We start from the raw sequence: 13,730 nt of genomic DNA on the forward strand, positions 1-13,730 counted from the left end.
GGAAGGGGAGTTTGCGACCACTCGCCGCAGGAAGTGGGAGGTCAGCCGGCGATGGCGACGAGGCCCAGCTCGGCAGAGCTGAGCAGCAGGTCGTTCCTCGGTACGATGCGCACGGTGTAACCGAACGAGCCTGCGCGGCTCAGTGCGACGGTGCCGACGTACTCGTAGGCGCCGCCGATCGCCGACTTCTCCTCGACCTCGAGGTCGCGGATGCGCACATGGGTCAGCTGATCGCCGTTCTGGCTCCGCCCGTAGATGACCTGGACCGAGACGTCTTCCGGCTTCAGGCCGTTCAGCTGGACCCGCGCGCGCAGGTGCAGTTCGTCGCCGACCTGCGGTATCGCATCCACACCGCCGGATTCGACATGCACGACCGCGACGCCTGGCCAGGCGCTCCGGACGCGCGCCTTCCACGCCGACAGTGCCCGCGCCCCCGCGTAGCCGTCGTCGCTCACGCGCCGCTCGAACCCGCTGGCCGGCACGTACATCCGCTCGACGTATTCGCGCACCATCCGGTCCGCACTCAGCTCCGGCGAGAGGGTCGAGAGCGTGTGCCTGATCTGGTGCAGCCAACCCTCGGGCACCCCGTCGCCGTTGCGCTCGTAGAACCGCGGCGCGATCTGGTTCTCGATGAGGTCGTAGAGGGCTTCCGCCTCGAGCGCGTCGCGTTCGCTGCCGTCGCCCGCAGCATCCGCCGACGGGATGGCCCAGCCGTTCTCGCCGTCGTAGAACTCGTTCCACCACCCGTCCAGGATGGAGAGGTTGAGCGCTCCGTTGAGTGCGGCCTTCATACCGGAGGTCCCGCACGCCTCGAGCGGCCGCAGCGGGTTGTTCAGCCACACGTCGGTACCCGGGTAGAGCAGTTGCGCCATACCGATGTCGTAATCGGGCAGGAACACCAGCCGTGTGCGGATGTCCGGCTCGGCGGCGAACTGGACGAGCCTCTGGATGAGCCGCTTGCCTTCTTCGTCGGCCGGATGCGATTTGCCCGCGATCACGATCTGCACCGGGCGCTCCGGGTTCAGGAGGATGGCGCGGAGCCTCTCCGGGTCGTGAAGCATGAGGGTGAGCCGCTTGTACGTCGGCACGCGTCGCGCGAAGCCGATGGTCAGCACCGAGGGGTCCAGCAAGTCGGACATCCACGAGGGCGCGACGCCGCCGGGGTTCTGTTTCTCCCAGGCTTCCGAGACACGGCGTCTGGCGTCGCCGACGAGCTGTTCGCGCATCCGGGTGCGGACCGACCAGAGGTCGAGGTCGCCGAGGCCACCCGATGACCAGTCGGCGGCTGTCGTGTCCGTCGTACCGAGACGTTCCTCGGCGAGCGCCCGCAGCATCGGATCGGTCCAGGTCGGCGCGTGGACACCGTTCGTGACCGAGTCGATGGGAACCTCGTCGACATCGAATCCCGGCCACAGGCCCCGGAACATCTGCCGGCTGACCTGGCCGTGCAGTTTGGAGACGCCGTTGGCGTGCTGGCCGAGCCGCAGGCCCATCACCGCCATGTTGAACACGTCGGGCGAGCCGCCGGGGTAGTCTTCACAGCCGAGCGCGAGCACATCCGACACCTGGACACCGGGGAGCAGGTCGGTCGAGAAGTACCGCTCGACGAGCGGGCGCTCGAACCGGTCGATGCCTGCCGCGACCGGGGTGTGGGTGGTGAACACGGTGCCGGCGCGAACGACCTGGAGTCCCTCGTCGAAGGTGAGGCCTTCGCCGATCAGGTCGGAGATCCGCTCGACGCCCAGGAATCCCGCGTGGCCTTCGTTGGTGTGGAAGACCTCGGGCACCGGTGTGCCGCTGAGCTCGGCCCAGACCTTGAGCGCGCGCACCCCGCCGATCCCGAGGAGGAGCTCCTGAAGCAGCCGGTGCTCTCCCCCGCCGCCGTACAGTCGGTCGGTGACCGAGCGAAGGGCGTCCTCGTTCGCGGGGATGTCCGTGTCGAGGAGCAGGAGGCGGATGCGTCCGACGGCCGCCTGCCAGACCCGCGCGTGCAGGGCACGGCCCTCCGGCAGCGCCAGCGTGATCTGCACGGCCGTGCCGTCCGGCTGCCGGAGGACGGCGAGCGGCAGCCCGTCCGGGTCGAGCACGGGATAGCTCTCCAGCTGCCAGCCGTCCGGAGAGATCGCCTGCGAGAAGTAGCCGGAGCGGTAGAAGAGGCCGACGCCGACCAGTGGCACACCCAGGTCGGAGGCACTCTTCAGGTGGTCTCCGGCGAGGATGCCGAGTCCGCCCGAGTACTGCGGCAGCGCCGCGGTGATGCCGAACTCAGGCGAGAAGTACGCGATCGACTGCGGGGCCGACCCGTCGAGCCCCTGATACCAGCGCGGCTCGCTCAGATACGCATGCAGGTCGTCGCGAAGCCGGTTCGCCCACTCGACGTAGCCGTAGTCGTTCGCCAGCTCCGAAAGCCGGGCGGGATGGACCGCACCGAGGAGCGCGATCGGATCATGGCCCGTCTGCTGCCAGAGCTCGGGTGAGATGCGGGCGAAAAGCTGTCTGGTGGGCTCGTGCCACGACCACCGCAGGTTGCCTGCGAGCTCTTCCAGCGCCCCGAGTTGTTCAGGGAGGACTGCGCGAACGGTAAACCTTCGGATCGCCTTCACCCCAACAGCCTAGGCGAGTCGCATCGGATGCGCGCAAGCCCCGGATGCCGGCTCGGGAGCGAAGGGTGCCAAGTCGCGGGCCATCGCGGTACGGTCAGGGTGTGGGAAAGACTGCGGAGAATCAGAAGGTGGGCAAACAGGCCCGCGCGGACGCTGCACCGGCCGCCGACGGGCCTGCGCCCTCAGCGTTCACCCCGGCGATCGGCCGAATCCCGATTCTTGCGTTGTCGCCCCAGGTCGACGATGGCGCGTGGCCCGCGAAGGCGTTCAGCGGCGAGGTCGTCCCGTTCCGGGCGACGGCTTTCCGTGAGGGGCACGACCTGATCGGCGTCGACCTGCTGCTCCTCGACCCTCATGGTCAGCAGATCGAGTACCGGATGAAGCCGATCGCCCCCGGAACCGACCGGTGGGAGGCCGAGGTCCAGCTCGAGACCGAGGGGCTGTGGCGGTACCGGATCCAGGCGTATGGCGACGAGTATGCGACGTGGCTCCACAACGCCGAGGTGAAGGTCCCCGCCGGGCTCGATGTCGAGCTCATGTTCACGATCGGCCGCGGAATCCTGGAGAGGGCTGCCGACGACGAGCGCCGCAGCCCTGCCGAGCGCCGGCACCTGGGCGAGGCCGCGAAGGTCGTCGCCGACGCGTCGAAGACGCCGGAGGAGCGACTGGCCGCGGCCGGCGACACCCGTGTCGTGCGCGTACTCGACGCCCGTCCGGTGGTGAGTCTTCCCACCCTGTCGCCGACCCGCAGTATCCTCGTCGAGCGCTCTCGCGCAGGGGTCGGCAGCTGGTACGAGTTCTTTCCGCGCTCCGAGGGCGCCAAGAAGCAACCGGACGGGTCGTGGAAGTCGGGCACGTTCCGATCGGCGGCGAAGCGCCTGCCCGAGGTCGCGGCGATGGGGTTCGACGTCGTGTACCTTCCCCCGATCCACCCGATCGGGCGCGAGTTCCGCAAGGGCCCCAACAACACCCTGAACGCGGGGCCGAACGACCCGGGGTCGCCGTGGGCCATCGGGAGCGCAGAGGGCGGCCACGACGCGATCCATCCCGACCTCGGTACGGAGAAGGACTTCGTCTTCTTCGTCGGCAAGGCGAAGCAGGCCGGCCTCGAAGTCGCACTCGACCTCGCCCTCCAGGCCGCGCCCGACCACCCCTGGGTGAAGCAGCATCCCGAATGGTTCACCACGCTTCCGGACGGGTCGATCGCCTACGCGGAGAACCCGCCGAAGAAGTACCAGGACATCTATCCGATCAACTTCGACAACGATCCGATCGGGCTGCGCGACGAGATCCTCCGCATCGTGCTGTACTGGATCTCCCTGGGCGTGCGAATCTTCCGCGTCGACAACCCGCACACGAAGCCGATCGCCTTCTGGGAGTGGCTGATCCACCACGTCAACGCCGACTACCCTGACGTCGTCTTCCTCGCGGAGGCCTTCACCCGGCCCGCGATCCTGCAGACGCTCGCGAAGGTGGGATTCCAGCAGTCGTACACGTACTTCACCTGGCGGAACACGAAGGACGAGCTGGCCGAGTTCCTCGACGGCCTCGCCCACGACACCGCCGACTTCCTGCGGCCCAACCTCTTCGTGAACACACCGGACATCCTGACGGAATACCTGCAGTTCGGCGGGCCGGCCGCCTTCAAGATCCGGGCGGCCGTGGCCGCGACCGCGGCGCCCACCTGGGGCGTGTACTCGGGATTCGAGCTGTACGAGAATGTCGCCCGCGCCGGCGCCGAAGAGTACATCGACAACGAGAAGTACGAGTTCCGCCCCCGTGACTACGCGCGGGCCCAGAACCTGGGCAAATCGCTCGCGCCGTACCTGACGATGCTGAACCGGGCCAGGAGCGAGCATCCGGCGCTCCGCCAGCTCCGCAACCTCCACATCCACCGCAGCGAGGACGACGCGATCCTCGTTTACAGCAAATACCTCTCGGGGGCGTTCACGCGCAGCGGAAGGCCCGACGCGATCATCGTCGTCGCGAACCTCGACCCCCACTCGGTGCGCGAGACGACCGTGCACCTCGACGTCACGCAGTTCGGGGTTCCCCTCGGCGGCCTGTTCGAAGTGAAAGACATCGTCACCGGTGCGAAATGGACCTGGGGCGCCGACAACTACGTGCGACTGGATGCGTTCACCGAGCCCGTCCATATCCTGAGTGTGAAGGGGACCCCCTGATGAGCCCGATCCCCGAAGGCGCGGCCGCGATCGCCCTCCCGAAGCTGCCCGACTCGCTGCTCGCAGCAGTCGCGACCGGCAGCCACCACGATCCGCATTCGGTGCTCGGCCAGCACGTCGTCCGCGCCGAAGGCATCGACGACCCGATCACGGTGATCCGCGCGTTGCGCCCGCTCGCCGGCGAGGTCGTCGCGGTGCTCTCGAACGGTTCGCGTGTCGAGCTCGGGCACCTCGCGCACGGCATCTGGCAGGGATTCAGCCTGCTCGGGCCCCAGGACTACATGCTCGAGACCCACTACCCCGACGCTCCATCGTGGACGGCCGACGATCCGTACCGGTTCCGCCCCTCGATAGGCGACCTCGACCTGCACCTCATCGGCGAAGGCCGCCACGAACGGCTCTGGGATGCACTCGGCTCGCATCACAAAGCCCACTTCGGCGTCGCGACCGAAACCGTCGGAACCGGTTTCACCGTCTGGGCGCCGCACGCCCGGGCCGTGCGGGTCGTCGGCGACTTCAATGACTGGGACGGCACCCAGCACGCCATGCGCAACATGGGGACCACCGGGGTGTGGGAGCTCTTCATTCCCGGGATCGCGCCCGGCACGATCTACAAGTACGACCTTCTCGGTCAGGACGGCAACTGGGTGCGCAAAGCCGACCCGATGGCGCGCTTCACGGAGCGTCCGCCTGCGACCGCATCCGTCGTCGGCGAGAGCCACTACGAGTGGGCTGACGGCGACTGGCTGACGGCGCGGTCGTCGCACGACCCGCACAACGGCCCGATGAGCGTCTATGAGCTGCATGTCGGCAGCTGGCGGCCGGGTCTCGGCTACCGGGAGCTCGCCGACCAGCTCATCGACTACATCGGTGAGCTCGGGTACACGCATGTCGAGTTCCTGCCGCTCGCCGAGCATCCGTTCGGCGGTTCCTGGGGCTACCAGGTGACCGGGTACTACGCACCGACCAGCCGTTTCGGGCATCCGGACGATCTCAAGTACCTCATCGACCGCCTGCACCGCGCGGGCATCGGCGTCCTCGTCGACTGGGTGCCGGGCCATTTCCCCAAAGACGACTGGGCCCTCGCACGGTTCGACGGGCAGCCGCTCTACGAGCACTCCGACCCGCGCAGGGGCGAGCAGAAGGACTGGGGCACCCTGATCTTCGACTTCGGGAACTCCCAGGTGCGCAACTTCCTCGTCGCGAACGCGCTCTACTGGCTGGAGGAGTTCCACGTCGACGGTCTGCGCGTCGATGCCGTCGCCTCGATGCTCTACCTCGACTACTCCCGCGAAGACGGCGAATGGGAGCCGAACAAATACGGCGGCCGGGAGAACCTCGAAGCGATCGGCTTCCTGCAGGAGGTCACGGCGACGTCGTACAAGAGGAACCCCGGCACCGTGATGATCGCCGAAGAGTCGACCAGCTGGGGCGGCGTCACCCAGCCCACCTCCAGCGGAGGACTCGGTTTCGGGTTCAAATGGAACATGGGGTGGATGCACGACTCGCTCCAGTACATCCAGGAGGACCCGATGTACCGCTCGTACCACCACAACGAGATCACGTTCTCGTTCGTGTATGCGTTCAGCGAGAACTTCCTCCTCCCCATCAGCCATGACGAGGTCGTGCACGGTAAGGGCTCGCTGCTGAGCAAGATGCCCGGCGATCACTGGCAGCAGCTCGCCAATGTGCGCGCCTACCTGTCGTTCATGTGGGCGCATCCGGGCAAGCAACTGCTGTTCATGGGCCAGGAATTCGGCCAGCCCTCGGAGTGGAGCGAAGAGCGCGGACTCGACTGGTGGATCCTCGACCAGCCGACGCACCGTGGACTGTTCGACCTGGTCGGCCAGCTGAACCGCGTGTACCGCGACAACCCGGCCTTGTGGGCGCTCGACAACGACCCCGCGGGTTTCGAGTGGATCGACGGCGGCGACGCAGCCGGAAACGTGGTCTCGTTCCTGCGCTGGGACAAGGATGGCAACCCGATCGCGGTGCTGATGAACTTCTCGGGGAACCCCCACACCGACTACCGCGTCGGGCTTCCGATCGCCGGACGCTGGGAGGAACTGCTCAACACCGACGCGGTCGTCTTCGGCGGATCGGGTGTCGGAAACCTGGGCGCCGTGGAGGCCGCCGCCGAGCCGTGGGGCGGACGACCGGCATCCGCGCTGGTCACCCTGCCACCGCTCGGAGGACTGTGGCTCAAACCGTCGAGCTGAGCCACCTTTCGAAGTCCAGCCCGTCGATCGCCTGATCGGGGGCGAGATTGTCGCCGGCACGCCATGCGGCGCCGAGCGCGCCGGGCTGCCGGATGCCGGCGATCACCGCCCGCGAGCCGGTCGCTTGCTTCCAGGCCTCCGCGAGCGCCCTGGACGACTGGATGCGCGGACCTCCGACGGCGCGTGTCGAGTTCGACGGCCCGTTGCCCTCAGCCGCATCCACCAGGATCGTCGCCACGTCGGACACCGCGATCGTCTGGAAGCGCACCTTCGAGAACGCCGGGATGATCCCCGCCCGTGCGCCGGCGGCGAAGAGCGACGCGATGAAATCGTGGAACTGCGTCGTCCGGACGATCCGGGTTTCGATGGGCGAATCGTGGTACGTGCGCTCCTGCGCCGCCTTGGCCCGGTAATAGGAGTAGCCCGAACGGTCGACGTTGACGATCGAGAGCAGCACAGCGTGGCCGACACCGAAACGTGCGGCCGTGTGCAGGAGGTTCTGCGAACCGATCGTGAAGGTGTGGCCCGCTTCGCGCCCGGCTCCGTTCGACGCGTCGATGAGCACATCCATGCCGTCGACCGCCTCTTCCAGGCCGTCCGCGGTGACCAGGTCGGCGGTCGTGTAGACAGCGCCAGGAACGTAGGACGGGTTGTCGTCGTCCGGCACGCGCCGGCTTGCGACGACCACATCGTGGCCGCGTCCGACGGCTTCGGCCACGATCGCGCGACCGGCGAGCCCGGTCCCGCCGACGACGAGGACGCGCGCCATGCGGGGCCTCCCGGGGTCAGGTCTGGCGTGGTTCAGTACAGAAGCGACGCCAGCCTAGCCCGGGCCCTCATCACACGCGGGTCGTCCACACCGACGATCTCGAAATAGTCGAGCAGGCGAGCGCGAACCGAATCCCGTTCTTCGGGGGCGAGCCGTGGGAAGAGGGTCAGCAGCCGGTCGAAGGCGTCATCGACATGACCACCGGAGATGTCGAGGTCGGCGACGAGTTCCTGCGCCGCGGCATTGTCAGGGTCAGCGGCCGCGGCGGAGCGGATCTCGTCGGCCGTCTTGCCCTGGAGGCGGGCGAGCAGGCTGACCTGGGCGAGACCTGCGACCGCCATCGTGTCGCGCGGGTCCTGAGCGATGGCGAGCTTGTACTCGGCGATCGCCTCTTCGAAGTCGCCCCGCTCGATCGCCTCGTACGCCTCCGCGTGATGCGGCGGCAGCGGCTCCGGCTGCGGTTCGGCCTGAGCATCGGTCTCCGGAGCCGGGGAGCCATCGCCCTCGACCGTCACGCGACCTGTCACGCCGTTCTGTGCGGCCAGCTGGAGAAGCTGTTCGAAGACGTCGCGGATCTGCGCCTCCGGCATGACACCGGCGAAGAGCTGCACTGGTCGACCGGCGATCACCGCTGCTGCGGCCGGCACGGACTGCGCCTGGAAGGCCTGCGCAAGCTGCGGATTCGTCTCGACGTCGACAGTCACGAGGACGAATCGGCCGTCGTAGTCGCGGATGACGCGCTCCAGCACGCTCGAGAGCTGCTGCGACGGCTCAGCCCATGATGCAGCGAGGTCGACGATGACCGGAACGGTCATCGACAGATCGAGGAAGTCGTTGAAGTTCGCGTCCGTGCCCTGGAAGAACAGGCTGGGCAGAGGGAGCGACTGGGGAGGCGAATCCGGCGTCGCACCGGTGGCTGCGGTACCCGCAGTCGCGGCACGGTTGACCAGGGACGAGAGATCGACTGCCCCGCGCAGGTGCGCGGGAGGAATCTGGCTCATTGAACCTCCTTGGCTGAGACGAGGCCCTGGGCGAACCCGAGCAACGTGATCTTCTGGTTGGATCCCGCAGGCGGAACGTAGAACGCCAGCTGGTACCCGTAGGTCGAGGCGATGCCCTTCTTGCTGGACGCCACCCCGCTCAATGCGGCCGCGCTGGCGCCTGCATTGACCTCGGCTCCGGCTTCGACCACCTTCAGTGTCTCGGTCTCATCGAGATTCGTCCAGACGATCGCCCCGGAATCATTCGTGGCCATCGCGATGGGCTTGCCCGCCCCCACACTGTTGGTGAAGGTGAGCGAGGCCGTCTTCGGGATCTGCGCCTGCTTCTTGACCTTGTAGTCGAGGCCGACGGCGGGGCGAAGAGTGTCGCCCTGAGCCTCGAAGAGAGGGTAGTACGTGCTCTTCGGACCCTTCATGAGGATGTCGCCGTACGCCGCCGCGACCTGCTGCGGCGGGAGGAGCAACAACTTCGAGTCCGGGGGCACGACGGCTGCTCCGATGCTCGCCGGTGCGAGGTCGGGGACCTTCGCCTTGGGCTCCAGCGAGACGGCGTAGTTCACGAGGTAGTTCGAGCGTGGGGTCTCCTGCACCAGCGTGATCGCCTGGGGGGCCTGCGTCTTGCTCGAGCCCTCGACGACCGTCGACACCACACGCGGCCACATGTCGGTCGCCTGCGGAAGCGTCAGTGCGAGCGGACCGGGGGCGATGGCCGGGAGCGCGGGCTCGTCCGACTTCTTCGCGCGGAGGGCGTAGTTCGCCTGGCGCAGTTCGAGCGCGGGGCCGGCGAACCGTGTCGCGAGCCCCTTGGAGTCGAGCTTGGCATCCGACGCCGCCGCGACGGCTGAGATCTTCGCCATGATCCGCTCGAGCTGCGGACCCGTCACTGCGGGAGACTGGACATCCTTCGCCTTCGGCAGCTCCGTGGTGATCGGCGTCGAGGTCGCCACCGGCGTGGACGCTCCCAGATGCGGCCAGTAGTCGCCCGAGCATCCGGACAGGCCGAGTGCGCCGACCAGGACGATCGGCACGGCGACCATGGCTCGTCTCGAGGAACGGCGCCCCTTGGGGGTCGTCTCGATCGCCTTCGTCGGCTTGTACTTCGGCGCCTTCGGCAGCTTCGGCATCTTGGGTCCACCCTTACGCCTGGGTCCTCGCGATCGGCGCAGCGCGTACAGCCCCCAGAGATAGAGGACGAGGCCGATGACGAGGAGCGCCCCACCGCCGACGATCAACGGGCCCGCCCACGGCGTGCTCGAATCGAGCGGCCAGACGATCCGGATCTGGTTCGGTGCGGGCGCGGTGCCGTCGCTTGCGATGATCACACTGATGTTGTCGGGGACGTTCATCCGGGTCACGTTCGCATCCGTACCGTCGAACTCTTCGAGCCACAGGTCGGAACCGGCGGGGCTCGGACCCTTCGCGGTGGCGGAAGCCTTTCCCGTCGTCGCCCCGGGGGTCGCTGTCGGGAGCGGAGCCGGCTTCTGGGATTCGGTCGCGGGCGTCACATTCTTGCTCGTCAGGCTGCCGCTCGCGACGTCGTACTTCATGGTCGCGTACGACTGGTCGCCCAGCCAGGCGGTGACGTCGGCGGTGCGGCCGTATGCGACGAACTCGTTCTTGGCGCCGTCGACGTACAGGGTCTGCTGACCGGGATGCGAATTGAGCACGGAACCGTCGATGACGATGAATCGCGGCTCCCCGCTGACGGTCGCAGCAGCGGACACCTGGGACGGCGGTGCGAACACCGTGCGCTGGGCGATGCCGGCAGCGATCATCACGGCGGCCACCACGAAGGCGACGATGGCGAGTACGAAACGCAAAAAAGCTCCTCCTGTGCTGCCCGCTCTCGCTGAGCGATTCCGTGATGCGGCCGGACGGCGGTTGCCGCCCTCATCGGGTTTCTGGACCACACCACTCACAGCGGACACACCGCCGGCGAACGGCAACAACAAAGTCACCCCACGATACCGGACCACCCTGAGAGCCTGCTAACCGTTGCCTGCGAACGGTTCAAATGCGACACCCAGAAGCGCTCGCTAAGATCGGATCGGTTGCAGCGCCCCACCCCCCGAATGCCTGCAGTCAAGTGACCAGGAGAAACAGTGGCGACCGACGACGAGAACTTCACGCAGGTATTCCGCGGCTACGACAAGGACGAGGTCGACAAGGCCATCCAGGGGCTCCGACGCGAGCTCATCAAGTCGAACACGCAGTTTGCCGAATCGACGAAGGAGATCAAGCGTCTCCAGATCCGCGTCGAGGAGCTCAACGCAGAGATCGAGGAGGTCGGGAGCCCGACGTTCTCCGGCCTCGGCACGAAACTCGAGAACACGCTTCGAGTTGCAGAAGAACAGTCGACGCGACTGATCGCGCAGGCGGACATCGACGCCGAGAAACTCCGCAGCGGCGTGGCGGCAGAGGTCGAGAAGATCAAGCAGGCCGCCGCGCAGCAGGCGGAGCGCGTGCTCGCCGATGCCCGCGCCCGCGCCGCGACCGCCCTCGAGGATGCACAGATCGAGGCGGCCGAGCTCGTCGCCAAGGCCACCCAGGACAAAGAGAACCTCACACAGGACGCCATGCGCGAAGCTGCCGCCATCCGGGGCGCCGTCGCCACGGAGGCCGCCGAACTCCGCGCGACCAGCAAACGCGAATCGGCGGCTGTGCGCGCCGAAGCCGAGCGCGAAGCGGCCGAGCTCAAGGTCGTCGCGACCCGTGAGGCCGCCACGGCCCGGGCCGAGGCCGAGGACATCGAGCGAGAGCTCGCCCAGCGACGTGCCGAGGCGACCGCGGACCTCGACGCCGCCCGTGCGGCGTTCGAGAAGGAATCCGAGCAGGCCCGCCTTGCGCTCGCACGCGACATCGAGCAGAAGCGGGTTGCACTCGAGGCCGAGACACTCGAGGCACGTACCGCCCTTGCCAACGAAACCCGGCAGGCTCGTGCGGACCTCGCCACCGAGACGGAACGTGCCCGTGCAGCACTGGCCGGCGAGACATCCCAGACGCGTGCCGACCTCGCCAATGAGGTGCAGACCACGAAGCTGGCGCTCGAGACCGAGGTCGATCAGACCAAGCGGTCACTGGCCGCCGAGGCCGAGCAGACGCGAACCGCCCTCACGGCCGAGGTCGAGCAGGCCAGGAGCGCGCTGGAGGACGACGTCGTCCAGACCCGGAGCGCGCTCGCCGACGAAGTCCTGCAGACGAAGACCGGCCTTGCTGCCGAGGTCGAACAGACCCAGGCGAAGCTGGCCGCCGAGGTCACCGCGACCACGAGCGCACTCGCAGCGGAGGTCGAGCAGACGAAGAGCGCCCTCACGACCGAGGTCGAGGAGACCAAGAGGGCGCTGGCCCTCGAGGTCGAGCAGACGAGGAACGCCCTGGCCGCCGAGGTCGACAGCACCAAGAGCGCGCTCGCCACCGAGGTCGAGGAGACGACGACGTCCCTCACGGCGCAGGTCGCGAAGACGAAGGCCGATCTCGACAACGAGGTCACGACCACGAAGGCCGCCCTCGAGAACGAGGTCACGACGACACGTGCGGAGCTGGCCAACGAGGTCAACGCCGCACGGGCTGCGCTCGACAGCGAGGTCAGCACCACCAAGGCCGCCCTCGAGACCGAGGTCAGCACCACGAAGGCCGCCCTCGAGACCGAGGTCACCACCACGAAGGCCGCCCTCGAGAGCGAGGTCACCTCGACGCGCACCGCGCTCGAGAACGAGGTCACCACCACCCGTGCGAGCCTCGCAGCCGAGGTCGAGAAGGCCCGCGCCGATCTGGCGACCGAGGTCGAGAAGACGAAGACCGAACTCGAGACCGACGTGCGCACGACGAAGAACGCACTCGCCGACGAGGTCGCGGAGACGCGCAACGCCCTGACCGCCGAAGTCGACGGCGCGCGTGCTGCGCTGGCCGACGAAGTCCTGCAGACGAAGACGGCGCTCGCGACCGAGGTCGAGCAGACGCAGGCGAACCTCGCTGCAGAGGTGACGACGACCAAGAGCGCGCTCGCCACCGAGGTCGAGCAGACGAAGAGCCGCCTCGCCACCGAGGTCAAGCGTACGAAGAGCCGGCTTGCGGCCGAGGTCGGGCAGAAGACGAGCGCACTCACCGAAGAGGTCGAAACGACCAAGGCGGCGCTTGCCGACGAGGTCGAGACGACCAGGGCGACCCTCGCCGAAGAACGCGAAGCGACCCGGCTCGAGCTCGCCAACGAGCGCGAGCAGACCCGTATCGCCCTGACACGGGAGGCCGAAGACACTCGCGTCGCCCTGGCGGAGGAGACGGAGCAGGCTCGCGTCGATCTCGAGAAGGAGTCATCCGAAGCACGGGCCGAACTGGCACGGGACCTCGAGCAGGCGCGTGCCGACCTCGCAGACGAGATCACGTCGACCCGTTCCTCGTTCGCCGCGGAGAGCGCCGAGGCCAGAGCCGCACTCGAAGCCGAGCTGGCGAAGGTCCGCAAGGAGGCCCTCGATGCTGCACAGGCTGGAACCCGCGAGCTGGAGCAGGCCCGCATCGACCTCGATGTCGAACTGAAGGCGCGACGCGACGAGGCCGAGAAGGAATACCTCGCCCGCCACCAGGAAGCCGTCGCCCAGACGCAGAAATACCTGGACGAGGCCAACCAGCAGCTCGCCGACGCAATCAAGCGGACCACCGCGAAACGTGAAGAGGCCGACGCCATCGAGGCAGAAGCGCGAGCCGAGGTCAAGGCCGCGCGCAAAGAGGCCGAAGCGACCGCGCGGAAGATCGTCGGCGACGCCGAGAAGCGGGCCTCGGACCTCCTCGCCGATGCCGAGACGCGCACAGAACGCCTCGTGGCTGACGCGGAGGACCGCCTCGCGCAGATTAGGATCGAGCGAGAAGCCGTCGCCGGCTACTTCGAGAACCTGCGTGGTGTACTCCAGCAGGCTGAGAAGGTGACGGCGGACAACAACGGTTAGACCACGGGGAGGTCC

General features: G+C 67.9%; 7 protein-coding genes. 3 read left to right on the top strand and 4 right to left on the bottom strand.

Annotated features, from left to right (window positions below; all coding sequences use genetic code 11):
- Nucleotides 1-41 precede the first annotated feature (41 nt).
- A complete protein-coding gene (gene glgP, locus G3T36_RS12350; RefSeq protein ID WP_163290050.1) occupies nt 42-2,603 on the bottom strand; it encodes an alpha-glucan family phosphorylase in 2,562 nt (853 codons plus the stop codon).
- 101 nt (nt 2,604-2,704) lie between these two features.
- Here glgP and G3T36_RS12355 point away from each other — a divergent pair, with 101 nt between their 5' ends.
- Together G3T36_RS12355 and glgB are read left to right on the top strand one after the other, a co-directional pair.
- Nucleotides 2,705-4,786 (top strand): alpha-1,4-glucan--maltose-1-phosphate maltosyltransferase, encoded by a 2,082-nt coding sequence (locus G3T36_RS12355; RefSeq protein WP_420811043.1) that lies wholly within the window; start codon nt 2,705-2,707, stop codon nt 4,784-4,786.
- The gene (glgB, locus tag G3T36_RS12360; protein ID WP_163290051.1) at nt 4,786-7,005 is read left to right on the top strand and encodes a 1,4-alpha-glucan branching protein GlgB; all 2,220 of its coding nucleotides are present in this window, start codon (nt 4,786-4,788) and stop codon (nt 7,003-7,005) included. Before G3T36_RS12355 ends, glgB begins: the two co-directional genes overlap by 1 nt.
- Here the strand turns inward: glgB and G3T36_RS12365 are convergent.
- From G3T36_RS12365 to G3T36_RS12375, 3 genes are read right to left on the bottom strand one after another with little or no spacing between them, the layout of a single operon-like run.
- Complete coding sequence (locus G3T36_RS12365; RefSeq protein WP_163290052.1) at nt 6,989-7,774, bottom strand: SDR family oxidoreductase; 786 nt, start codon at nt 7,772-7,774, stop codon at nt 6,989-6,991. The two genes, glgB and G3T36_RS12365, sit on opposite strands and share 17 nt — an antisense overlap.
- 32 nt (nt 7,775-7,806) lie before the next feature.
- The gene (locus G3T36_RS12370; RefSeq protein WP_163290053.1) at nt 7,807-8,775 is read right to left on the bottom strand and encodes a tetratricopeptide repeat protein; all 969 of its coding nucleotides are present in this window, start codon (nt 8,773-8,775) and stop codon (nt 7,807-7,809) included.
- Entirely contained in the window at nt 8,772-10,595 is a 1,824-nt protein-coding gene (locus G3T36_RS12375) for a DUF8094 domain-containing protein (RefSeq protein WP_163290054.1), read from the bottom strand. The genes G3T36_RS12370 and G3T36_RS12375 overlap by 4 nt, the downstream gene beginning before the upstream one ends.
- Before the next feature lie 282 nt (nt 10,596-10,877).
- On the opposite strand from G3T36_RS12375, the gene G3T36_RS12380 reads away from it, so the two are divergent.
- A complete protein-coding gene (locus G3T36_RS12380) occupies nt 10,878-13,715 on the top strand; it encodes an apolipoprotein A-IV repeat region-like domain-containing protein (protein ID WP_163290055.1) in 2,838 nt (945 codons plus the stop codon).
- Nucleotides 13,716-13,730 lie beyond the last annotated feature (15 nt).

The sequence above is a fragment of the Leifsonia tongyongensis genome (genome assembly GCF_010686705.1).
Lineage (GTDB): Bacteria > Actinomycetota > Actinomycetes > Actinomycetales > Microbacteriaceae > Diaminobutyricibacter > Diaminobutyricibacter tongyongensis.